Source organism: Arthrobacter sp. efr-133-R2A-63 (genome assembly GCF_030209795.1).
GTDB lineage: Bacteria > Actinomycetota > Actinomycetes > Actinomycetales > Micrococcaceae > Arthrobacter > Arthrobacter bambusae_A.
The window spans coordinates 17,923-39,801 of sequence record NZ_JARVRG010000019.1 but is presented as its reverse complement, the minus strand read 5'-3'; the positions used below and the strand labels follow the sequence as shown (position 1 = coordinate 39,801).

The window sequence follows — 21,879 nt, the reverse complement described above, 5'->3', positions numbered from 1 at the left end:
GCTAGATCGGCCTCCGCGCCCATTGGACCAGTTGATCGCTGAGTTTCATGAAGTCCTGGTCCACGTGCTTGATGCCTGGATGTTCATCATGCCACCGGACGATCTCCCGTGCGCCCGCGGCGAAGGGAATTTCTGCCCGATACCAGGGCACCAGGGTCTTGATCTTGGTGTTGTCGAAGACCACGGAATGCGACCTGTCCCCGAGAAGCCCGGGGCCTAGCTCCGGGGAGTGCGCGGCAATGGTGTCCGAGGCGATGTGCACCAGTTCGGGTTCCGGCGCCGCTGCCGCGGTGGCGAAGAGCCGGTAGACCTGGTCCCACGGGAGTGCCTCGTCCGAGGTAATGGTATAGCTTTCACCCACAGCCTGCGGCCGGCCAAGGAGACCAACGAAAGCGACAGCAAAGTCATCTGCATGGGTGAGGGTCCACAGCGAGGTACCGTCGCCGTGGACTACCACAGGCAGGCCTTCCCGCATCCGATGGATGTCCGTCCAGCCGCCCAGGAGGGCGATCCGCGTGCGGTCATAAGTGTGCGAGGGCCGAACGATGGTGACGGGGAATCCCTCGTCGCGGTAGGCCCGGACTAGCAGGTCTTCGCACGCGATCTTGTCCTGCGAGTACTTCCAGAACGGGTTCCTGAGCGGGGTCGACTCGAGGATCGGCAAGTGCGCGGGCGGCTTCTGGTAGGCCGACGCTGAACTGATGAACACGTACTGGCCGGTCCGGCCGCGGAACAACTCCACGGCGGTGGCCACATGCTCCGGCGTGAAGGAGATGAAGTCCGCGACGGCGTCGAACTCGCGGCCGCTCAGCAACCCCGCCACCTCGGCGGGGTTGCGGATATCTGCCTGGAGCAGTTCCGTGCCCGGGGGAGCCGGCCGTTCCGAGCTCAGTCCGCGATTGAGAATGGTGAGCCGGTGGCCCAGCGCGACGGCGCGCTCCGCCGCCGCCGCGCTGATGGTCCCGGTCCCGCCGATGAACAGCAGGCGCAACGGTGCCGACGTCACCACGCGTAGTCCTCGGGCGCCGTCCGGTGGCCCGGGAAGATGTCGTCGAGCCGCTTGAGGGCATCGGCGTCGAGGGTGACATCCAAAGCCCTGATGGCGGCATCCAGTTGCTCTTGCGTGCGTGGACCCACGATCGGTGCGGTCACGGCCGGTTGGTGCAGCAACCAGGCCAAGCCGACGTCGCCGGGTTCCTGGCCGAGATCGTCGGCGAAGTCCTCGTACTGGCGGATCTGGTCTTCGTGCTTCTTCAGCGTTTCGGCCGCGCGGCCCTCAAGGCGACGGACGCCGTCGCGCTCCTTCTTCAGCACGCCGCCCAGAAGGCCGCCGTGTAGAGGCGACCACGGGATCAACCCGAGGCCGTATTGCCGGGCGGCCGGGATGACTTCCAGTTCGACGTTCCGCGTGAGCAGGTTGTAGATCGACTGCTCGCTCACGAGTCCGTTGTAGCTGCGCCGTGCGGCAGCCTCCTGGGCCTGGGCGATATGCCAGCCAGCGAAGTTGCTGCTTCCGGAGTACAGGATCTTGCCCTGCTGCACAGCAACCTCGATGGCCTGCCAGATCTCGTCCCACGGCGTGTTCCGGTCCACGTGATGGAACTGGTAGACGTCGATGTAGTCCGTCTGAAGGCGCTTGAGGCTTGCGTCCAAGGCGCGCCGGATGTTGAGGGCGGAGAGCTTGGACTCGTTGGGGCGGTCCGTCATGGTTCCGTAGAGCTTGGTGGCCAGGACGACGCGCTCGCGGCGCTCGCCGCCCTTGGCGAACCAGCGGCCCAGGATTTCCTCGGTCCATCCCCGGTGCTGCGTGCCGCCGTAGACGTTGGCGGTGTCGAAAAAGTTGATGCCGGAGTCCAGCGCGGAATCCATGATGGAGTGCGCTGCCGATTCCTCGGTCTGAGGGCCGAAGTTCATGGTTCCGAGGCACAGGCGGGAGACGCTGAGGCCTGAGCGGCCCAAGTGGGTGTACTGCATGGTTTAGGTTTCCTTACGCTGTGGTGGGTTTACATCTGGCTGAAGGACGCGACGGCGGGGTCGGCGCCGAGGCGGGCACCGCCGTCGAGCGCGCTGATGGCCGCCAATTCCTCGGGGGAAAGCTGCAGCGCCGCCGCCGCGATGTTCTGGCGTATCCGTTCCGGGTGGACGGACTTGGGGATGACGATGTTGCCAGTTCCGAGGTGCCAGGCCAGCACGATCTGGGCCGGGGTGGCATCGTGCGCTTCGGCAAGCTCGGTGACTGTTGCCGACCCAAGGTCTGCTCCCTGCCCCAGCGGGCTGTAGGCCTCGACGGCGATTCCGTAGGAGCGGCTCTTCGCGGCCAGTTCCCGCTGTTGGAAGGTCGGGTGCAGTTCGATCTGGTTGACGGCGGGAACGACGTCGGCCGATGCCAGGAGAGTATCGAGGTGTTCGGGCAGGAAGTTGGACACCCCGATTGCCTGGGCGCCGCCGTCGGCATGGATCTTTTCCAGGGCCTTCCACGCGTCCACGAACAGGCCCTGGGACGGCACGGGCCAGTGGATCAGGTAGAGGTCGATGACGTCGAGGCCGAGTTCGCGGCGGCTGTGGTTGAATGCCGCCGCGGCACGGCCTTGCTCGCCATTGCGGAGTTTGGTGGTGATGAAGAGTTCTTCCCGGGCGATGCCGGAAGCCTTGATTGCCGCGCCGACGCCGGCTTCGTTCCGGTACGCCGCGGCGGTGTCGATGTGCCGGTACCCGGCTTCAAGGGCGTCCTCGACGGCCTTCTGGGTCTCGGCAGGCGGGACCTGGAAGACGCCGAAGCCGAGCTGGGGGATGGTGACCGAGTTATTCAGGACGAGCCCGGGAACGGTGGAATTCTGAGCGTTGGACATGTCCGGCCCTTTCGCCGCTGGTGGGTGGATTGCCTGGCTGGCTTTTTCGAGCCTATGCAGTTTCGGCACAACAAGCAGTAGTTTTGACGCCCCCTGTTTTTCCTAGGACTCGCAGTCCTACCTTGGCCGTAGAAACAGGGCCCTCCGGAAGGAAGAATAGGGACATGGGTCAAAGCGCCGAGTTCGGAAAGTTCCTCAAAGCCATGCGTGCCCGGATGTCGCCGGAGGATGCAGGGTTGCCGGAAGCGTCCGGCGCGCGCCGGGTTCCCGGGCTGCGCAGGGAAGAGATTGCGCGCTTGGCCGACGTCAGCACGGACTACTACACGCGGCTCGAACAGGGGCGCCACATCCATCCGTCCCGGGCAGTCCTTGAATCGGTGTCGAGGGCACTTCGCCTGGATTCAAGCGAGCACACCCACATGATGGACCTGCTGGAGCACTGCGCGTCGACTGCCAAGGTGCCGACTCCCGCACCACGGGTGCGGCCGGCCTTGCGCCAACTTCTGGACGCCGTGGGCGACGTTCCGGCGCTTTTGCTTGGTCGGCGCAGCGACGTGCTCGGAGCCAATCGCATGGCAGTCCTGTTGTTTGCCGACTTCCCGTCCATGCCGCCCGCTGAGCGGAACCTCACGCGTTGGTTGATCCTGGACCCCCACGCACGCGAACTGTTCCGGGACTGGAAGACGGTCGCCGCAGAAGCCGCCGGTTCCCTGCGGGCGGATACCGGGCGGCACCCCGACGACCCCCAAGCCAACCAGCTCGTAGGCGAACTGGCAGTGAACAGCGAACATTTCCGTCAATGGTGGGCAGGGCATCGAGTCGCGGCACGCTCGGCCGGCACGGTCCGCCTGCACCACCCCACGGTGGGGGACCTGGAACTGAATTTCGAGAACCTGGCCCTGCCGGAGGACCCGGACCAGGTCCTGCGGGTCTACTCCGCGAAGGCGGGTTCGCCGTCGGACGATGCCCTGAAGTTGCTGGGCAGTTACGGTGCTGGAACGGCGTTTGGTGCGGGAACGACGACGAGCGCGGAGCTGTCCGAACGCCACGCTATGGACGAGAGCTGAAACGGGTTTCAACCAAAAGTGCTCCACGTCACTGTGCTGCTGCATAGTGAATCGGCGTGATTTTGTCTATGTGCCCATTGGGCGGCTTTTGAATCGCGTTTACGCTGAATCCAGACCTTTTCGCATATCAAGGATGGAATTCAACGATGAAACGCATCGCGCTGCTGAGGGAGCGGGCAACCACCGGGTCCGCGGGATCCACGGGCTCGCATTGCCCGGCATCCGGCCAGTGGAGCCCCGAAGGTGAACCCCACGTGGTGCACACGTTCTTCGAAGGCCACGTCTTCCCGGCCCACAACGGTGCGGCAACGGTGTGGCACCGCCAGTACCTGGTCGTCGAGTCCCGATGAGCCCCGAAACCTTGGGCGCTTGGGGCCCAAGCCACTTCACGACGTCGGCGCAACGGCCCGTTGGAGCGGCACTGCGCCTGCCGCCGTCGAAATGGTCGGAGCTCAGCCGCGGCGAAACCGTCTGGATCCACGAGGACAAATGGGGTTTCGACGCCGGCCTTGTGGACGAAGTTTCTTCCGACCACGAATTCCTATGGATCGATTTTGCCGGCCGTGGCCGGCGACTCCTCTGTGGCGGTGACCCCGTCCAAGTCTGGACCCGCGGGTGAGTCCAGCCTCGCAACCGATGGCCGTCAGCCTTTCCACAGAAAGGCTGACGGCCATTGTCGTTTTGGGGTTAGCGGGCTAACGCTCGAGGTTTCTAGCGTTCGAGGCGGAAGCCGAGCTTGATGGTTACCTGCCAGTCGGCGACGGCGCCCTCGTTGAGGTGGCCCCGGATTTCCTTGACCTCGAACCAGTCGAGGTTCCGGAGGGTCTGGCTCGCAGCCGCGATTCCGTTCCTGATGGCGGCGTCGACGCCCTCGGACGAAGTTCCGACAATTTCGGAAACGCTATATGTGTGGTCAGCCATTCTTGCTCCTCATGATCGTCCTTGATGCCTGAACTGCGGGCCTGGCAGGCCGTGAAAGCAGACTAGCGGACGCGGGGCCGGGGGACTAGGGGTGGCGCTGCTGCCAGGATCATCGGTAGCAAGGCTGCGGGTGAGGTGACAACGGCGGCAGCGTGCAACGCTTCCTCTTTTCCCCCGTATCCCCAGAGCGCGAATAACGTGGAAATTCCGTGTTCGGCTGCGCCCGCGACATCGTAGCTTCTATCGCCGACCATTACCGGAGTGGAGATGTCAACGCCCTCGGAGGCAAGGCGGAGCAGCGCTTCACCGATGACTTCTGGCTTGGTCGATCTTCTTTCGACGTCCGATGCCCCGCAAATGTTGATGAAGTTGCTCTCGATTCCAAAGCGTCGCGCGAGTCGCAGTGCTTGATCTTCCACTTTGGAGGTAGCAACAGCCATGGGGATTCCGGCCAGCTGCAGTTGCTCCAGCAACTCGATGACCCCTTCGTACAGACTGGATTGCTCCGCGCCGTGATCCGCGTATGCCTTGCGGTAATGTTGGAGGGCTCTCTGGGCAGTCGCTTCATCCAGCCCGGAGACTGTTCTGAATGAGTCCACCATCGGTGGGCCGACGAACCTGAGCAGTTCATCCGGTGACGGGAGAGTCGCTCCTACGGATTCCAAGGCCTGGGCGGCACTCGAAGTAACACCTAAGGCTGAGTCGATGAGCGTTCCGTCCATGTCGAACAGGACGCAGGTGATGCCGCCGAACGGCGGGCGTGTGTGATGCGGAAGTATCATCTTTTTGGAGCTTTCGGTCGTGGATCTGGTTCTGCTTGGGTTGTGCACGAGAATTTACTTTTTGAAGGGTGGACATCGGCCGAGTGAGTCTTGATCAGATAGACCAGAGGATCCTCGCGGAGCTCACCAAGAATGCACGCATTAGTCATGCCGAACTGGCGACCAAAGTCCTGCTTTCAAGGAATGCCGTGCGGCAGCGGGTCGACCGGATGGAACGGCAAGGATATATCCAGGGATATACCGTGGTTGCGGGCACATCGGGGCAAAGTCCTGTCTCGGCTTTCCTCATGGTTTACAGGAAAGACCGAGTGCGTGGTTCAGACGTCGTCACCGTTTTGCGCTCGATTCCGGAAGTGGTCTTGTGCGACGTCGTCAGTGGTGACTTTGATCTTCTGGTAAGGCTTGAAGCCCGGTCCTTGGAGAGAGTCCAGGAGATTTGGGAGCAAATTGCCGCCCTTCCAGGTGTCACGGATACGGTGACGGCCATGACGCTTTCCAGTCTCATCCGACGTGATGTGGATCCGACCGCGTGACCACTTAGTGGTCAAACCGCTTTCATGTGGGTGCCCTTGGCTGGAAACGCAGCGGATTCAAGGATCGATCGAGCAACGGCCCGGTCCAGGAGTTTTCTTTCCGTGACCACGTCGAGAATGGTTGATCGGTCCCGGAGGGCTTCCTTGGCTACTTCAGCTGCCGCTACGTAGCCGATGGCCGGTACCAGTGCTGTTGCAAGGCCGGCGGACGCTGCTGTCTGGCCCGCGATACGCTCCACGTTCGCTTCGATGCCGTCCAGGCAGTGCGTCCGGAGAATGTGTGCTCCTTGTTTGAGCCACGAAACGCCTTGAAGGAGGACATGCGCGATAACCGGCTCGAAGGCATTGAGCTGGAGCTGGCCGTTGTCTGCCGCCATGGTGACCGTTGTGTCGGCTCCCGCAACGGCGAACGCGATCTGATTCACCGTCTCCGGAATAACAGGATTGACCTTCCCCGGCATGATGGACGACCCGGCTTGGCGGGGAGGCAAAGTGATTTCACCAAAGCCGTTTTGCGGGCCGCTGGACAGCAAGCGAAGGTCGCTGCTGATTTTGGACAATTTGATTGCCGTCCTTTTCAGCATGCCCGACATGTGCATGAAAACCCCGACGTCGGACGTCGCCTCGACCAGATCGGCGGCAGGAAGGAGTGCGACGCCGGAGATCTCAGAGAGTGCCCGCAGCGCCAATCGCTGATAGCCGGGTTCGGCCGTGATGCCGGTGCCGATGGCGGTGGCGCCCAGACTGCACTCACGCATCAGCTCGGTGGACTCAAGGAGCCTTGAGCGATCTTCCTCCAAGGTGGCGGCGAAGGCGTTGAACTCCTGGCCAAGGGTCATCGGGACAGCGTCCTGAAGCTGGGTCCTGCCCATCTTCACGACCGCGCCGAACTCGGCACCCTTGCTTCTGGCGGTTTCAGCGAGGTGGCCGAGTTCCTGATTGAGCTCCGCAGCCGCGAAAATGAGGGCCAGTTTAATTGCTGTTGGATAGGTGTCATTGGTCGATTGGCATCGATTGACATGGTCAATGGGGTGCAAGTGCTGGTATTCGCCGCGGCGGTGGCCCAGTCTTTCCAGGGCAAGGTTCGCGATCACTTCGTTGGCGTTCATGTTGGTGCTCGTTCCCGCGCCGCCTTGAATGACGTCGACGCAGAACTGTTCGTGGTGCAGCCCGTCCTGGATTTCCTGGCAGGATTCACGGATTGCTGCTGCTTGCCGGGGCGAGAGCACGCCGAGTTCGCAGTTGGCCTGCGCTGCGGCGTTCTTGATCATTGCCAGAGCGCGAACCAAGTGAGGGTGGGAGGAGATGGGGATGCCGCTAATGGTGAAGTTTCCCAGCGCGCGGGCGGTATGCGCCCCCCAGTATGCGCTCTCTGGTACAAGAATTTTTCCCAGCGAATCAGCTTCGTTGCGGGTTTTCATGGCTTCGCGTTTCTGATGCAGACAACTTTCGGCTGGGTCATCTCTTCATAGGCGAAATGGACCCCTTCCCTGCCCATGCTTCCGTACTTGGACCCTCCAAACGGCATGCCGTCAAAGCGGTAGTCCGAAGAATCATTGATCATCACCCCGCCTGCATCGAGCCGCCTGGCCGCTTCCATCGCGTTGCCCAGGGAATCCGTGAAAATGCCGGCATGCAGGCTGAAGTCGATGGCGTTTGCGACGTCGATGGCGTCTTCGAAGGTGTTGAAGGCGTGCAGCATGACTACAGGCCCGAACACTTCTTCTTTCCAGAGCCTGCTGTCCGCCGGGACGGCCTCCAGGACAGTCGGCCGAAGCACATTGCCCTCCGCCACGTTGCCAGCGAGAAGAGTTGCGCCCTCCTGGATCGCCTCATCCAGCTTGGCTTGGAGTTGGTCCAGCGCGGCCCGACTGATCATCGGGCCGACGTCCGTCCGCTCATCCGACGGATCTCCGGCAACCAGGCGGGCCGTCGCGTCCAGGAAGCGCTGGCGGAAGTCAGCATACAACGATGTGGCTATGAGGATCCGCTGTACCCCTACGCAGTTCTGGCCAGCGGCCCAGAACGCTCCGGAGACACAGGATTCCACGGCGTCGTCGATGTCGGCGTCGCTCAGGATGATGACTGGCGCGTTTCCGCCGAGGTCCATGGATAGCTTCTTCAGGCCGGCGGCGCGGGCAATGCTTTCTCCAGTGGAGAACCCGCCAGTGAAGGACACCATTCTCACATCCCTGGACCGGATGATGGTTTCGGCCACCTCCCGGTCACCGTGAATCACGGTCAGGACCTCTTGGGGGAGCCCGGCGTCCACCAGGGCGTCCGCGAGCAGCTGCGCCGACAGGGGAGTCAGGGCCGAGGGCTTGAGGACGACGGCGTTTCCCCCAGCGATGGCCGGACCGATCTTGTGCGCCACCAGGTTGAGGGGGTCATTGAAGGGCGTGATCGCTGCGATGATGCCAAGCGGTTCCCGCGAGTACCACCCCGTCCGGTCCTCCGAACCCTCATAGGAGTCAAAGGGGATGACTTCGCCGGCGTTCCTGCGTGCTTCGACGGCGGAAAGCCTTAGTGTGTTGACAGCTCGCAGCACTTCCTTTCGTGCCTGGCGAATGGTTTTTCCGGACTCGGCAACTATGGTCTGTGCGAACTCATCGTTTCTGTGCTCGATGTCCGTAGCCGCGGCATCGAGGATTTTTCCGCGTGCGTTGCGGGAGAGGGCTTGTGCCTTCCGTGCGCCGGTCCGGGCCACGTTGAGCACTTCTTCGCCGGCGGTGGCATCGCTCAGCGGAACTGCACCGACAACCTTGCCGTCGTAGGGACTCGTTACTTCACGGAACTGCGGCATTTTGGTTTCCTGGGCGCAAAGCGTGGTGCTAGACATGTGCGGGTGCCCCTGCCTTGGCTGCGTGCATCGCGATGATGTCCGATAGCAAGGCATAGGCGGTCTCGACGCGACCGGCTCCGGGTCCGGAGACGGTGACCGGACCGAGGAGGTCAGTGTCGAAAGACACCGCGTTCGTCGCGCCTGAAACCCCGGCGAGTCCATGGTCGAGGGGGAGTGCGATGGGGGCTACGCCTGCGGTGATGGTCCCGTCAGGATTCCGCCGGGCCGAACCGACGAGCTTCCAGCGGCGTCCGTCCTGGGACGCCTTCCGGACATCTTCGGCCGTGACGGTCGAGATCCCTTGCCGCTGGACGTCCTTGAGTTCGATGCCCGCGTCGAGCAATTCGTTAGCGAGGATGAGGACCTTGAGCTGGACATCGTAGCCCTCGATGTCCGCGGCAGGGTTTGCCTCCGCGTAGCCAAGTTCCTGCGCCTCGCTGACGGCCGTTTCGAAATCAAGGCCGGCTTCCATCCGCCCGAGGACATAGTTGCTCGTGCCGTTGAGGATGCCTTCGAAACCGTTTAGCTTGAGGCCCGCGAACATCTTCTTGGCCAAGCGGATGACGGGTGTGCCGCTCATGACGGCTCCTTCGAACTCGAAGTGAGCGCCGTTCTGTTCGGCCAAGGAAGTGAGCAGGGCACCGCGAAGGGCAACGGGGCCCTTGTTCGTGGTGCAGACGCTCTTACCGGATTCGAGTGCCCAGCGCACGTGCGAGACTGCCGGCTCGCCGTCGTCGGGGTTCGTGAAGGTGGCTTCGCAGATGATGTCGGCGGTGCAGGTGCGGATGACCGACTCATTGTTGGTGTCCGCAGATCCTCCGTGTTCGGCGAAGGTCTCGCTCCCGCCGCCGAGGGCCAGGGCCATGGAGAGGTCAATGCCTTCGGGCCGGACCAGGGATCCGAGCCGGAGGTCGGTGATGGCAACGACCCGAAGGCCGAAGCCCAGTTCGGATCGAAGTGCCTCGCCGCGTGTTGCTATCAGTTCGGCCAGGGTCCTGTTGACGCCGCCAAAGCCGATCAGGGCAATGTCATAGCTGGTCATGGTGCTCCTTCAGTCAGTTACATCGGTGTTCCAATGTTCACTGCTTTCCATGTCAGTCGGGGCATGTGATTCCGGCCGAAGAATAGGGCGAAGTGACCATCCACATGCCGTTTCGACATGCACACATGCAGTAACATGCGTGCAATATATGCATGGTCAAATGTTTTTAATGACCAAATGAGCCCAGCTGTGTTATCTTCATCACCATCGCCTTGCGCGGCTCCGGCCATCCGGATGACCTTTCGATCCCCCCTTGAGGTCACGCGCACCTTCGCATTTTGATCTGACCAATGACCAATGACCACTGACCCGGGAGACACCATGGAATCCTCATCACCCGTCACGCTAGAACAGCAGCGCCCAGCCCCGCCGTCGTCCGAATCCGGGCTTCGCCGGTCCATGGGACCCCGGCATCTGGTGATGATCGCCATGGGTGGCGTGATCGGCTCAGGGCTCTTCTTGAGTTCCGGTTACACGATCTCCCAAGCCGGGCCGCTCGGCGCGGTCATCGCCTACTTGATTGGCTCCTTCGTGGTCTATTTGGTGATGGCGTGCCTTGGCGAACTTGCCATTGCATACCCCGTCTCGGGAGCTTTCCACATCTACGCATCGCGCTCGATCGGGCCAGCCACGGGCTTCACCACGGCCTGGCTCTATTGGCTTTGCTGGGCAGTGGCCATCGGGTCTGAATTTACGGCGGCAGGCCTCCTCATGCAGCGTTGGTTTCCAAGCATCGACGTGTGGGTTTGGTGCGTGATCTTTGCGGCCGTGCTTTTCGGTCTCAACGCCGTCTCTTCGCGATTCTTCGGAGAATCGGAATTCTGGTTCGCCATCATCAAAGTCGGCGCCATCATCGTCCTCATCGTGCTCGGCGGCGCTGCGCTGTTTGGTTTCCACCCGCTGAGCGAGACCGGCAATCATCCCTTCCTCCTTGAGAACTTCAACACCACAGGCGGCCTCTTCCCCAACGGATTTACCGGTGTTCTTGTCACGGCGCTTGCAGTGTTCTACGCCTTCTCCGGTTCAGAACTCATCGGCGTTGCCGCAGGCGAAACGGCGGACCCAGCCAAGACCATTCCCAAAGCCATGCGCAGCACTGTTGTCCGCCTGCTGATCTTCTTCGTCGGAGCCATCGCGGTCATCGCCGCCACCATCCCGTTCGACCAAGTCGGCCTGGACCAGAGCCCGTTCGTGACGGTCTTTTCCTCAATCGGTATCCCCTTTGCCGCCGACGCGATGAACTTTGTCATCATCACCGCCCTTCTTTCCGCCGGCAACAGCGGGCTCTTCTCCTGTGCGCGCATGTTGTACTCGCTCGCCGACGAGGGACATGCGCCCAAGGCTTTGCGAAAGCTGACCCGGCGGGGGATCCCCATGGTTGCGCTCTCCGTGAGCATGGTGGGTGGACTAGCCTCACTCATCAGCAGCGTGGCCGCGCCCGAGACGGTGTACTTGGCCCTCGTGTCGGTAGCAGGGTTCGCCGTCGTCGGCGTGTGGATGTCCATCGCCGCATCACATTTCTTCCACCGAAGGGCTTTCGTCAAGAACGGCGGCAACGTCGCCAGCCTGCCCTACAAAGCCCCGCTGTTCCCCCTGATTCCGATTTTGGCGTTTTCGCTCTGCTTCATTTCGTTGATCGGCATTGCGTTCGACCCTAACCAGATCGCTGCGCTCTACTTTGGAGTCCCCTTTGTGGGAGCCTGTTACGCCTTCTTCCATTTCAAGTACGGACGCAAGGCACGCGCAGCCGGGTTGGCATAGCAGCATCTTCCATTCAGCTTCGCGGCCGGGGACCTTCGTATCCCGGCCGCGAAGCCGTCCAACGGAAAATTCATGAATTCACAACACCTGATTCAACAAGTGGGCAACTGGTTGGAGATTGATGCCCACGCCTTCGAGTCGAATGTCCGCAATGTCCTGGGGATGATTGACCAGCGGGCGCTTCTCTGCGCCGTGGTGAAGTCTGATGCCTATGGCCACGGCGCTGATCTCCTAGTTCCCTCCCTTGTTCGCCTTGGCGTTCCGTTCCTCGGAATCGGAAGCAACGAGGAGGCGACAGTCGCGCGTCGCTGCGGTTTCGACGGCAGGATCCTTCGCGTCCGTGCGGCCGCACCCCAAGAGGTTGCCGCCGGCTTGGACCATGACATCGAAGAACTTGTCTGCGACCCGCAGAGCGCCTGGGAGATGCAGAATATCGCCGCCGAGGCGGGGAAAACGATAAAGATCCACCTCGACATCAATTCTTCGGGAATCAGCAGGCACAGCCTCGATGTCTCTTCCGATTCCGGCCGGGCGTGCGCGGCCGGAATCCTCAGCCACCCGAGGCTCCGGCTGGCCGGAATCATGACCCACTTCCCCAAAGATGACAACCGGCATATCGAGCAAGCCCTCCGTCGCTTTCAAAGCCAAGCGATGACACTGCTCCGGATCACCGGTACGCCCCGGGAAGATGTCCTGATTCACTGCGCCAACTCCTATGCGGTGCTGCACGTACCCGGCTCCTGGCTGGACATGGTCCGGGCGGGGGCTGTGCTCTACGGTGATTCCGATCCGGCAGCAGGCCAGTTTCAACGGTGCCTTGCCTTCAAGGCCAGGGTGGCCTCCGTCAACAGCTATGCCGCCGGCAGCAAAGTGGGCTACGGGCTCACTCACACCCTGCAACGGTATTCCAGGCTGGCATCGGTGACCGCAGGCTATGGCGACGGTTACCGGCGCGTCCTGGCCCGCGAAGGCGGCGTCCTCGTCCGGGGCCGCAGGGCCGCCGTCGTCGACCTTGTCTCAATGAACTCCATGGTTGTGGACGTGACCGACATTGCGGACGTCTCTCCCGGAGACGAAGTGGTGCTGTTTGGAAAGCAGGGGAGCGAAGAAATCACCATTACGGAGATGGAAACGGCGAACTCGGCGATCCTCGCGGACCTTTACACGGTGTGGGCCCGTGGGAACCGGATCTTGGCCAACCACAAGGGCGTGTGAGAATAGGCGTGGTTGTCGGGCGGAAGGAGAATTGAGAATGGATACTTCTTCGGAAGCGTCGTCCATGGCACAAGGACTCCGGATTGTGCGGCTGGTCGCGGATCGGGAGAAGTGGGGCAGGCGGCTTCTCGGCGTTTCCCAGCTCGCATCCGAGCTGGACATGGAACAAAGTCGCGTATCGCGCCTGACTCAGGAATTATGTGATCTGGGACTTCTGGAACGGGTCGAACGGGGTCCGTTCAGGACGGGCCAACGGTTCTTCTCCCTCGCGGCTTCGCTCAATACTGGGTGGATTCGCGAATCAAGAACCGAGTTGGAGGCTTTGGTCGCCTCGTTCGGCCTCCGATCAAGGGTTTCTGTCCGGAGCGGCTTCCGGGTAACCCTCCTGCGCGCGTCCAGCAATGACGCTCTCCCCGGAAGCTTTGTGAAACCTGGGATGGTGACGCCTACGTGGTGCACCGGATCCGGCCGAGCACTCTTGTGGGACCACAACCAGGCCGCCCTCCAAGAACTGCTCAAGGACGTGAACTTCATCGGAGTCGGCGGCCCCGGCGCGGCCCACTCGCCTGGGGAAGTTTGCGAATTGATGGACCGAGACAGAGCCCGCGGCTTCATTCTGGCGGCGGAAGAGTTCGAGCACGGCGTCTACGAGTTGGCCGTTCCCGTCCGCAACCCCGAGGGAACTATACTCGCGTCGCTTAGTGTCCTGGACGGCCGGCCAGAGATCGAGCCCAGGGCAGGGAAAATCGCCAAAGTTCTGATGGAGGCCGCAAATCGGCTCGGGACCAGTCACCTCAGTTCAGCGGACCGGTCCTAGCCAGCCTTGCTACTGCGACGAGGAGTGACCCAGGGCTGACTCAAGCCACCTTCCCCAGGACACCAGGGCTGCTGCGCTGGCCTCCCTTCTTGGCTCCAAGCGTGCCTTGGGACCCACGACCTGCAGCGCGGCAACCACTTCGCCTTTGAAGTCCCGGACCGGAACGGCCAAGGAATACAAGCCCGGCTCGGCCTCCTCATCAACGATGGAATACCCGCGCCGCCTAGCCGCATGCAGGCGGGTCAGGAAGTCCTCGATGTCAACAGGCGTGTTGGGTCCATGGCCAACGAATGCCACATCCGCCAAGATGGTCCGAACCTCGGAATCTGACGCCTGCCATAGCAGTGCCTGGCCAGCATCACTGCAGTAAGCGGGGTACGGCCGGCCCAGCCACGAACCCACCAGATCGCTACCGTCCGGGACCCGCTCGCCGACGGTGACCGTACTGTCCCCGTTGAGCACTCCAAGGAAGCAGCCTTCGTCCGTCTCGGCCGCCAGGCCTTCTAGCGCCGTGGCGCCGTCGGTCTGCAGCCGCCGTTCGGTCAATAGCTGGGCGTCGGTAAAGAGCGACCAGTCCAGGGTGTACGACCGCTGTTCCGTGCGTTCCAGAAAGCCTTCTTGCTGCGCACCCCGAAGGCTACGCGAAACCTGGCTGCGGTCTTTGCCTAGATCGGCTGCCACGTCGGCGACTGTTCCGCCCGGAAGGCCTTCTTTGGTGCGGGAGCCGACTGCAAGGAGGGCCATGATTCCCCGGCCCATGCTGGATGTCTTGGACATGGATCCGATTCTAGCGGCGGGCGCGTCCGTCTTAATGGATGGCAAAGACCCTTGCAGGAAAACCGCTACCCCCCAGAGGTTTCGGCCAGGTGGCAATGAGGGCGGCGCCCTTTTCGGGAAGTCCGTCCAAGTTCGCCAGGAGCTCGATCTGCCACCGGTCCTGCGCGAGAACGTAGGTCTCCAAGCTGAAATCGTGGCGGGAGGTAGCTAGTCCCGGATCCGTATCCGTCTGTTCGTGACCAACGGCAGCAACCGATCGCCGTTCAATCAGAAAAGTGAGCACCTCCTGCGACCAACCCGGGGTGTGGCTGACGCCGTCGCTGTCTTTGTTCGTCATGGCCGCCACGTCGGGCCAGTGCTGGCTCCAACCTGTCCGCAATGCTACAAAGCAGCCCTTGGGGATGTCGCCGTTTCGGTTTTCCCACGCTTGGATGTCCTCCAGCGTGGGGGTGGCATCGGCGTTGACCTTGACCCGTTCGGCGATGTCCAGGATGACCAGTGGAAGGAGCATGTCCTCTACGGGAACTTGGTCCAAGGTCCGACCGCCGCGGATGAAGTGCGAGGGCGGATCAACGTGCGTCCCCCATTGCCCGACGATCGAGTAGCGGTGGGCTGTGAAACCGTCGCCTTTTTCCAGGTCGAACAAGGCTTCCCGTGTCTCGTCGGGGAAGGCAGGAAAGTGCGGTTGGCCTGGATGGAACGCGTGCGTCAGGTCGGTAAATGATCGTCCGGCAAGCAAGGGCCCCAGGCCGTCCCAAAGACCAGCGGAGGTGGATTCGATCATGACGCGGCCGCGGTCCCGAAGGCTGCCGCAAGCGCGGTGCTGGAGACACTGATGGGCCCGGACAATTCGATGACCGGAACTTCCCAAGGGTGGATTTCCATAATGCGACGGGTGAACCGGTCCACCGCGGCGTCGTCCAGCGCTGCGTCGAAATACGTCGTGAAAACGAAGGTCGGCGAAATTGTCTGCTGGCCCACCTTGCCCAGCGTGGGATTGGCGTGCTCGGTCACGGTAAACCCTTCGAAACCCAAGCCGGACTCAAAGACGTGCCGGTACTTCCCGAAGTCCCCCAGGTCCCCGGATTCGGTCAAAGCCCGGAGCAGCGCCGCGATGCCCTGGTCATCCCTAAACGCCTCGGCTTCGCCCGCAGCGAGCCGCGAGAAGGTCTCGGACGTAACGGGCCAATGTACGCGCAACTTACGTACTGATTTCATCTCAATGTTCACGGGAATGCCTCTTCCTTGCGGATCTCGCAGATTGCTTGACTGCCATGGTGACATAGAGTGATGATCATTACAAGCATTAGTAAATGCGTATTACGATCACACACTCTTCACAAGCAAGAGTGAGACCGAACTGCTTTGGAGACCTGAAACATGTCCGCTAGTACTACGCTGTCTCGCATGCTCGACGCCGGTTCACACCTGACGCTGGATGGTGCACTCGCCACTGAACTTGAGGCGCGCGGCTGCGATTTGCAAGACCCTCTGTGGTCGGCAAGAGTCCTTCTGGAAGAGCCGCACTTGATCAAACAGATTCACCGCGACTACTTCGACGCGGGGGCCACGATCGCCATCACTGCGAGCTATCAGGCCACGCCCCAAGGATTTGTCCAGCGGGGGATTGGTGAGGCAGAAGCCTTGGGTTTGGTGGCCTTGAGCGTGCGGTTGGCCGACGAAGCGCGGCGTGAGCACCTGGACGAAAACTCGGATGCGGTTCCCCTGCTGATTGCCGGCTCCGTGGGCCCTTATGGCGCCTACCTCGCCGACGGATCGGAATACCGCGGTGACTACATCCTCGGCCGGGGCGAGTTCATGGAGTTTCACAGGCCTCGGATCGCTGCGCTGGTGGAGGCCGGAGCGGCCTTGCTCGCAATTGAGACGTTGCCTTCCTTCGCGGAGGCAGAGGCACTGTTGGCACTCGTGGAAGAATTCGACGTCGAGTCCTGGTTTTCGTTCACGCTCCGGGACGGGGAGCACATAAGCGACGGCACGCCACTGTCCGAGGTGGCCACGCTTTGTTCCTCGCAGCCGCGCGTAGTTGCCATCGGGGTGAATTGCGTGCCGTTGGAATTGGTCTCCCCATCACTCGAGGCCTTGAGCAAAGTCACCCCAATCCCGCTGATCGCGTATCCGAATTCGGGAGAAAGCTACGACGCAGTTACCAAGACTTGGGCGCCTGGTGCGGCTGAGAACGGCGCGGACGGCAAGCGGCATTCGAGCCTTGCGGAAAATGTCGCCGCCTGGCAAGCGCTCGGTGCTCGGCTCATTGGCGGGTGCTGCAGGACGACGCCGCGCGATATTGCCGCCGTCGCCGAGCTGTCCGCGCAAAACCGGGACCGAGGAACTCTGCAGTGATGCCCGCTCGCAGTTTTCGCGTATATGTGAGCGGGCGTTCGGGAGATGGCCCGTATATGTGAGCGGGCGTCTGAAGGGAGCGCCGGCCTAAGCCTCCAGGACGTAGGTCCTGAGGTCGTCGAGGGTCTGCTGCATGTGTGCGTTCATGGCCTCGCGGGCTCGGGGCGCGTCTCCGGCTTCGAGGGCTTTCAGGATGGCCCGGTGATGTCCGATCGCGCGCCCTTGGATATCGGGGATTTGCGCGGTCTGGGTGCGCCGGGTTTCCAGGACGCGGTGCAGGGGTTCGAAGAGTACGGCCACGAAGACGTTGCCCGAGGCGTGAAGGATAGCATCGTGGAACCCGAGATCCGCCTCGACGAAGGCGCTCAGGTCGTTGGAATCGTGGGCCTCCTGCATCGCGGACACGAGAACCTGCAGCTGCTCGATTTCTTCGGGGGAGACCCGTGACGCTGCGAGTTCGCAGGCGCCGGTCTCAAGCATGCGGCGCAGCTCGATCAGCTGGACGGCCGCTGCGGCGTCGTTCTTTCCTTCCGAAGCCGCACGCAGCACGGCTTCAAGGGACGCCCAGCGGTTGAGCGGGTTGACGAACGTTCCCCGGCCGCGCTCCACGCTCAGGATTCGCTGGGCCTCGAGGGTCTTCATGGCCTCGCGGACGGTCATCCGGCTGACTTCGTGCTTGGCGCTCAGCTCGAGTTCGCCGGGAACCACCGTGCCCGGCGGAAATTCGCCCGCGACGATGCGGTCCAGCAGCTCGTCGGCGACGATGCCGACCAGCGACTTGCGTGCCATGGTGCTCCGTTCTTAGATGTCCGACATCTTACGCTGGCGGTTGCCGGCTTTCGTTCCAAAACGCGCGGAGCGCCAGGGCGCAAGCGCGCGGTTGCTCCCAATGCACGCTATGTCCGGCCTCGGGGATTGCCACGAGCCTCCGTAGCGGACTGGCCGCCACGAAAGCTTCCGCTTGGTCCAGCGAACGCAAGCGGTCCCCGACGCCGGCAATCACCAGCGTCGGCGCAGTCACCTTTGCGGGGACATCTGCGGCCACGCCGGCCATCGCCGCTAGGCCGCTCGGGCCAAGGACTTCGAAAGGCAGTTCAAATCCTTGACTCAGCAAGCGATGCTCCTCCGGGGGCAACGCGCCAAACCAGGCCTTCATGCACTTGATGCGCGTCGCGTCGTCGATGAAACCTTGCCGTAGCTGGGATTCGAGCATCGATTTGAAGCCTTCGTTCGGCGGGGCCGGAACCATGCCGATCAAGGCCACGCTGGCCACAAGCCCCGGGTGCCGCGCGGCCAGTGTCAGCGCCACGCTTCCGCCCATTGAGTGGCCAACAATGTGGACCGGCGATGAGTTCCGGGCGGCAACTGCAGCCACGGCATCGGCTGCCGATTCCAAGGTCCACTTGAACCCCTGAGGCAATACATCCCCGCAGTGATACCCGGGCAAATCGACGGTCCATACGGTCCGCCCGGCGTCGAGCAATTCGGTGGCGAGTGGCTCCCAATAGGCGGATGTCGAGGCCCAACCGTGCAGCAAGAGAATGGGAGGCTCGGGCCGAAAATCCATGCTGGCGACGGCCGCTGGAAGGCGCATGTCCACATTTAATGCCGCGACGGCGGGAGGCTCTTGAAGCATGCGCCAAGCATAGTGAGGCCCGCTGGCAGCTCGAAGCGATGCAGGGAGGCTACGATCAGCACATGATCGTGGCCTCCCTGATTTTCGCCCTCATTGCCGGCTTGTTGCACGTCTACATCTTCAGCATGGAGTCCATCACGTGGACCCGTCCGGCCACGTGGAAGCGCTTCAGCGTCGCTTCCCAGTCGGACGCCGAAACCACCAAGCCCCTCGCGTACAACCAGGGTTTCTACAACCTCTTCCTTGCCGTCGGGGCGCTCGCCGGGATCGTCTTTGTGGCACTAGGTCATCCGCAAGTGGGCTGGACCCTCGTCTTCTCGTCATGCGGCTCCATGCTGCTGGCGGCAACCGTGCTTGCCTTGAGCGGCAAAAAGTATCTCCGCCCCGCGGTTCTTCAGGGCACGACGCCGCTACTCGCCGTCGTGCTCGGCATCCTGGCCGTGGCGCTCGGCTGAACCCGGACGCTCGCTCACGTATGCGCCTTCCAATCCCGTCGCTCGCTCACTTATGCAGGCTTTTGGCGTGACGCTAGCTCACCCGTCAACACCCTGAAGCCAAGTTCCGGATTGAATCCATGGATCTCCCGGGTGTCCAACGCCGACATGAAGGCCAGGATCTCCTCCGTGATCACCTGCCCGGGAACCAAGACAGGGAAGCCCGGCGGGTAGGGAGTGACGAAGGACGCTGAGACCATTTCCTCTCCCGCGGCGACCCTCCGCGCAAGTTCGGCCGCGCTGAAGTATTCGCAGGATCCGGCCTTGTAGCTCTCGAAGTAGGCCGCACGCATGTTGCCGTCCGGCGTCTGCGCATCTACCCGGAACCGTTCCGCGAAGCGGCTGAAGTCCGGCAAGGGCGGCGGCGTGCTGGTCAGAGCCGCGACGCGCGCACGGCGGGCCCGCTGCCCCAAGCCGCTCAGGCCGGATTGCTCGTCTTCGAAGGTTTCGGCCAGCTTGACCAGGACCTCGACGAGGTAAGCAACGGCACTCCGCGAGGTGCCGATGTTGGTCATGAAAAGCACGCTGTTCCTTGAGGTTTTGTTGACCTGGATCCCATATTTGTCCATCAGGTAGTCATGCTTGAAGGTATCGCCGTCCACGCCGGTGAGGCCGATGTGCAGGGTCAAACGGCTCGGATCAACAACGAATTCGTCGCGATCCCAAGCTTCGGACATGGCCGCCAGCCCGTCGCGGAGCGGCATTTGCCGGTTGGTTTCGCGGTACTGCGCCGGTATGAGGTCCTTGGTGCCGAGGACGCGGAAGTACTTCTTCAGCAAGGGATGCCTCGCCACGGCCTGGGCGATGCTAACGGCGAGATCCGCCTGCCGCTGCACGAGCTCGTAGCCTTCGAACTCGACCTGCCTCCGTCCCATGTCCAAGGAAGCCAGGATCTGGTAGTTGGGCGAAGTGGAGGTGTGCGTCATGTACGCCTCCCGGAAGCTCTCCTCGTTCAACTGGCCGAAGTCCTGGTCATGGATGTGGATCATGGATCCCTGCCGGAGCGAGGTCAGGGTCTTGTGGGTGGACTGCGTTGAGTAGACCCTCACACGGGCCCTTGCCGGATCGGCCAGCAGCCTCGTCTCCAGGAGCAGCTCATCGTTGACGGGCCCGACGCCGGAACGCGGCCCGCCGTCGTCGGGCTCGCCGCCGCCGTCGTAACCGGAGTTGGCCGCCCCGCCCGCCGCCGCAAGCGCGCGCAACTGCTCGGCGCGGCGCCGGGCGTAGGCCGGATCCGCGAACTTTGCCTCGAGCGCCCGGGCCGAAGCCATGGCCGTACGGCGGCGGTAGATGTGGTGGAAGCCCGCGAACGCGAACCAGGCCTCGTCCCACAGGAACACCAGGTCCGGCTTGATGGCGAGGCACTCTTCCATCACCCGTTCGACGTCGTACACAATGCCGTCGAACGTGCAGTTGGTGAGGGCAATCATCTTGACCTCGTGGAGCCGCCCTGCCCGGCGGTAATCCAGGAGCATCCGCTTGATGCTTTCCAAGGGAACCGCGCCATAGAAGGAGAAATCATTCAAGGGGTAGGCGTCCAAATAGGAGACCCTGGCGCCGGCCAGCATGAGGGCGTAGTGGTGCGATTTGTGGCAGTTCCGGTCCACCAGCACAACATCGCCGGGTGCCAGGATCGATTGGTGCACGATCTTGTTGGCAGTGGATGTTCCGTTGGTGACAAAGAGCGACTTCTGGGCACCGAATGCCCGGGCCGCCAGCTTCTGGGCCTGCTTGAGGGAACCATGCGGATCCAACAACGAATCGAGCCCGCCGGACGTGGTCGAGGTTTCGGCGAGAAGCAGGTTCAGGCCATAGAACTCGCCAAGATCGTTGATCCACTTGGAATGGATGACCGATCCGCCCCTGGACACCGGCAGGGCATGGAAAACGCCCGCGGGTTTACGGCTGTACTGCTGGACCGCGTGGAAGAACGGCGCCTCATATCGCTCAGCGATGCCGGCGAGCAAGGACAAGTGGAGCTCCAGCCCATCCTGGCGGCGGAAGATCCGACGGAATTGGCGGGTCAAGGAACCGGCGAGTTCTTCGATTCCGACTCCCGCCACGAGGTAGAGATCAAGTTCGGGGCGGAGTTGGCCCAACTTGTCCGCCAAGCTCAAGATGCGGTCCAAGGGACGCTGGGGGAGCGACTTCCCCATGAGCCGGTCCAGGAAGCTGCGCACGTCCCGGCTGAAGCGCTGCCTGCTGTTGGGGACGAATCCCGGACGCAGCACGCACGCCTGGATGTCGGGGTTGAGCAGGATAGCCACGATGGCGTCCTCGAAGCTCGGCACGAACGCGAGCTCGTAATTGAAGGCGTCTGCGGGGCGGCGCTGGCTATGCAGTTCCGTTTGAAGGGCTTCACGATCGGCGTTTGAGACGTCGTCGATTACGAGGACCTCGAACCGCTTGCGCGATTCGGAGGGTTCTTCCACCCGTTCCGTTTCGCGTTCGGGGTCCTGTGCGGGTTCCTGGGCGTGGTGGTTGTGGCCGGCGACGCGTCGCGCGACCGGTTCGATGAGGTTCAGCGCCTCGAGGTATTCTCCAGCCTCCAGGATTCGCCGCAATTCCATGACATATTGCTGCCCCGGAGATGCCCAATACATTTCGAGGGACTCAAGCAGCGGCAACAACCTTCGGACGTCCCGCGGCAGTTCGCGCGTCCGGCCGGCGCCCCCGGAACGCGACGTGGCGGCGGCCAGCTGTTTGACGGCATACCCAAGGAATTCCCAGGCGTCGGCACGCACCCGCCACGCGCTGCTGGGCACTTCGCCGCCGGACCCTG

At 62.6% G+C, this 21,879-nt stretch carries 23 protein-coding genes; 9 read left to right on the top strand and 14 right to left on the bottom strand.

Annotation, left to right across the window (positions count from 1 at the left end):
- Position 1 precedes the first annotated feature (1 nt).
- From QRN45_RS10055 to QRN45_RS10045, 3 genes are read right to left on the bottom strand one after another with little or no spacing between them, the layout of a single operon-like run.
- Positions 2 to 1,009 carry an NAD-dependent epimerase/dehydratase family protein gene (locus QRN45_RS10055; RefSeq protein WP_284763213.1) on the bottom strand — a complete coding sequence of 336 codons (1,008 nt, stop codon included), beginning with the start codon at positions 1,007 to 1,009 and terminating at the stop codon, positions 2 to 4.
- A complete protein-coding gene (locus tag QRN45_RS10050) occupies positions 1,003 to 1,974 on the bottom strand; it encodes an aldo/keto reductase (protein ID WP_284763211.1) in 972 nt (323 codons plus the stop codon). Before QRN45_RS10050 ends, QRN45_RS10055 begins: the two co-directional genes overlap by 7 nt.
- Before the next feature lie 29 nt (positions 1,975 to 2,003).
- Positions 2,004 to 2,849: an aldo/keto reductase gene (locus QRN45_RS10045; RefSeq protein ID WP_284763209.1), complete on the bottom strand. Its 846-nt coding sequence runs from the start codon at positions 2,847 to 2,849 to the stop codon at positions 2,004 to 2,006.
- Positions 2,850 to 3,013: 164 nt separating this feature from the next.
- Between QRN45_RS10045 and QRN45_RS10040 the strand changes: the two genes are divergently transcribed.
- From QRN45_RS10040 to QRN45_RS10030, 3 genes are all read left to right on the top strand, one after another.
- Positions 3,014 to 3,916: a helix-turn-helix transcriptional regulator gene (locus QRN45_RS10040; protein WP_284763208.1), complete on the top strand. Its 903-nt coding sequence runs from the start codon at positions 3,014 to 3,016 to the stop codon at positions 3,914 to 3,916.
- A 146-nt stretch (positions 3,917 to 4,062) separates the two neighbouring features.
- Complete coding sequence (locus QRN45_RS10035) at positions 4,063 to 4,266, top strand: hypothetical protein (protein WP_241707188.1); 204 nt, start codon at positions 4,063 to 4,065, stop codon at positions 4,264 to 4,266.
- Positions 4,263 to 4,535, top strand: coding sequence for a hypothetical protein (locus tag QRN45_RS10030; RefSeq protein WP_078106927.1), 273 nt, complete (start codon positions 4,263 to 4,265; stop codon positions 4,533 to 4,535). The genes QRN45_RS10035 and QRN45_RS10030 overlap by 4 nt, the downstream gene beginning before the upstream one ends.
- Positions 4,536 to 4,627: 92 nt before the next feature.
- On the opposite strand, the gene QRN45_RS10025 is transcribed toward QRN45_RS10030, so the two are convergent.
- Both QRN45_RS10025 and QRN45_RS10020 read right to left on the bottom strand, forming a co-directional pair.
- Positions 4,628 to 4,837: a dodecin gene (locus QRN45_RS10025; RefSeq protein ID WP_241707190.1), complete on the bottom strand. Its 210-nt coding sequence runs from the start codon at positions 4,835 to 4,837 to the stop codon at positions 4,628 to 4,630.
- 62 nt (positions 4,838 to 4,899) lie between these two features.
- Positions 4,900 to 5,619, bottom strand: a complete 720-nt coding sequence (locus tag QRN45_RS10020; protein ID WP_241707191.1) for an HAD hydrolase-like protein — start codon at positions 5,617 to 5,619, stop codon at positions 4,900 to 4,902.
- Positions 5,620 to 5,693: 74 nt separating this feature from the next.
- Here QRN45_RS10020 and QRN45_RS10015 point away from each other — a divergent pair, with 74 nt between their 5' ends.
- Positions 5,694 to 6,152, top strand: coding sequence for an Lrp/AsnC family transcriptional regulator (locus tag QRN45_RS10015; RefSeq protein ID WP_241707362.1), 459 nt, complete (start codon positions 5,694 to 5,696; stop codon positions 6,150 to 6,152).
- Positions 6,153 to 6,163: 11 nt separating this feature from the next.
- Here QRN45_RS10015 and QRN45_RS10010 read toward each other — a convergent pair whose 3' ends face one another.
- The 3 genes from QRN45_RS10010 to QRN45_RS10000 are packed head-to-tail and all read right to left on the bottom strand — an operon-like array spanning position 6,164 to position 10,036.
- Positions 6,164 to 7,573 (bottom strand): aspartate ammonia-lyase, encoded by a 1,410-nt coding sequence (locus QRN45_RS10010; protein WP_284763206.1) that lies wholly within the window; start codon positions 7,571 to 7,573, stop codon positions 6,164 to 6,166.
- Positions 7,570 to 8,991: an aldehyde dehydrogenase family protein gene (locus QRN45_RS10005; protein WP_284763205.1), complete on the bottom strand. Its 1,422-nt coding sequence runs from the start codon at positions 8,989 to 8,991 to the stop codon at positions 7,570 to 7,572. The genes QRN45_RS10010 and QRN45_RS10005 overlap by 4 nt, the downstream gene beginning before the upstream one ends.
- Positions 8,984 to 10,036 (bottom strand): homoserine dehydrogenase, encoded by a 1,053-nt coding sequence (locus QRN45_RS10000; RefSeq protein WP_241707194.1) that lies wholly within the window; start codon positions 10,034 to 10,036, stop codon positions 8,984 to 8,986. The genes QRN45_RS10005 and QRN45_RS10000 overlap by 8 nt, the downstream gene beginning before the upstream one ends.
- Positions 10,037 to 10,357: 321 nt before the next feature.
- Between QRN45_RS10000 and QRN45_RS09995 the strand changes: the two genes are divergently transcribed.
- From QRN45_RS09995 to QRN45_RS09985, 3 genes are all read left to right on the top strand, one after another.
- Positions 10,358 to 11,797: an amino acid permease gene (locus tag QRN45_RS09995; protein WP_241707363.1), complete on the top strand. Its 1,440-nt coding sequence runs from the start codon at positions 10,358 to 10,360 to the stop codon at positions 11,795 to 11,797.
- 72 nt (positions 11,798 to 11,869) lie between these two features.
- Positions 11,870 to 13,012, top strand: coding sequence for an alanine racemase (gene alr / locus QRN45_RS09990; protein WP_241707195.1), 1,143 nt, complete (start codon positions 11,870 to 11,872; stop codon positions 13,010 to 13,012).
- Between the two features lie 37 nt (positions 13,013 to 13,049).
- Entirely contained in the window at positions 13,050 to 13,829 is a 780-nt protein-coding gene (locus QRN45_RS09985) for an IclR family transcriptional regulator (protein WP_241707196.1), read from the top strand.
- A 9-nt stretch (positions 13,830 to 13,838) separates the two neighbouring features.
- Here the strand turns inward: QRN45_RS09985 and QRN45_RS09980 are convergent, their stop codons facing one another.
- Genes QRN45_RS09980 through QRN45_RS09970 form a run of 3 tightly spaced genes read right to left on the bottom strand, consistent with a single transcriptional unit; the run spans position 13,839 to position 15,836 of the window.
- Positions 13,839 to 14,606, bottom strand: coding sequence for an IclR family transcriptional regulator (locus QRN45_RS09980; RefSeq protein ID WP_241707197.1), 768 nt, complete (start codon positions 14,604 to 14,606; stop codon positions 13,839 to 13,841).
- A gap of 31 nt (positions 14,607 to 14,637) precedes the next feature.
- Positions 14,638 to 15,390 (bottom strand): cyclase family protein, encoded by a 753-nt coding sequence (locus QRN45_RS09975; RefSeq protein ID WP_241707198.1) that lies wholly within the window; start codon positions 15,388 to 15,390, stop codon positions 14,638 to 14,640.
- Positions 15,387 to 15,836: a YqfO family protein gene (locus QRN45_RS09970; protein WP_241707199.1), complete on the bottom strand. Its 450-nt coding sequence runs from the start codon at positions 15,834 to 15,836 to the stop codon at positions 15,387 to 15,389. Before QRN45_RS09970 ends, QRN45_RS09975 begins: the two co-directional genes overlap by 4 nt.
- Before the next feature lie 150 nt (positions 15,837 to 15,986).
- Between QRN45_RS09970 and mmuM the strand changes: the two genes are divergently transcribed.
- Positions 15,987 to 16,967, top strand: a complete 981-nt coding sequence (gene mmuM, locus QRN45_RS09965) for a homocysteine S-methyltransferase (RefSeq protein ID WP_264637183.1) — start codon at positions 15,987 to 15,989, stop codon at positions 16,965 to 16,967.
- Positions 16,968 to 17,054: 87 nt separating this feature from the next.
- On the opposite strand, the gene QRN45_RS09960 is transcribed toward mmuM, so the two are convergent.
- Together QRN45_RS09960 and QRN45_RS09955 are read right to left on the bottom strand one after the other, a co-directional pair.
- On the bottom strand, positions 17,055 to 17,756 hold the full coding sequence (locus QRN45_RS09960; protein WP_241707201.1) for a FadR/GntR family transcriptional regulator: 702 nt from the start codon (positions 17,754 to 17,756) through the stop codon (positions 17,055 to 17,057).
- Positions 17,757 to 17,784: 28 nt separating this feature from the next.
- Positions 17,785 to 18,603: an alpha/beta fold hydrolase gene (locus QRN45_RS09955; RefSeq protein ID WP_241707202.1), complete on the bottom strand. Its 819-nt coding sequence runs from the start codon at positions 18,601 to 18,603 to the stop codon at positions 17,785 to 17,787.
- A 62-nt stretch (positions 18,604 to 18,665) separates the two neighbouring features.
- Between QRN45_RS09955 and QRN45_RS09950 the strand changes: the two genes are divergently transcribed.
- Positions 18,666 to 19,058: a DUF1304 domain-containing protein gene (locus QRN45_RS09950; protein ID WP_241707203.1), complete on the top strand. Its 393-nt coding sequence runs from the start codon at positions 18,666 to 18,668 to the stop codon at positions 19,056 to 19,058.
- Positions 19,059 to 19,108: 50 nt separating this feature from the next.
- Here the strand turns inward: QRN45_RS09950 and QRN45_RS09945 are convergent, their stop codons facing one another.
- Entirely contained in the window at positions 19,109 to 21,862 is a 2,754-nt protein-coding gene (locus tag QRN45_RS09945) for an aminotransferase class I/II-fold pyridoxal phosphate-dependent enzyme (protein ID WP_284763233.1), read from the bottom strand.
- Positions 21,863 to 21,879 lie beyond the last annotated feature (17 nt).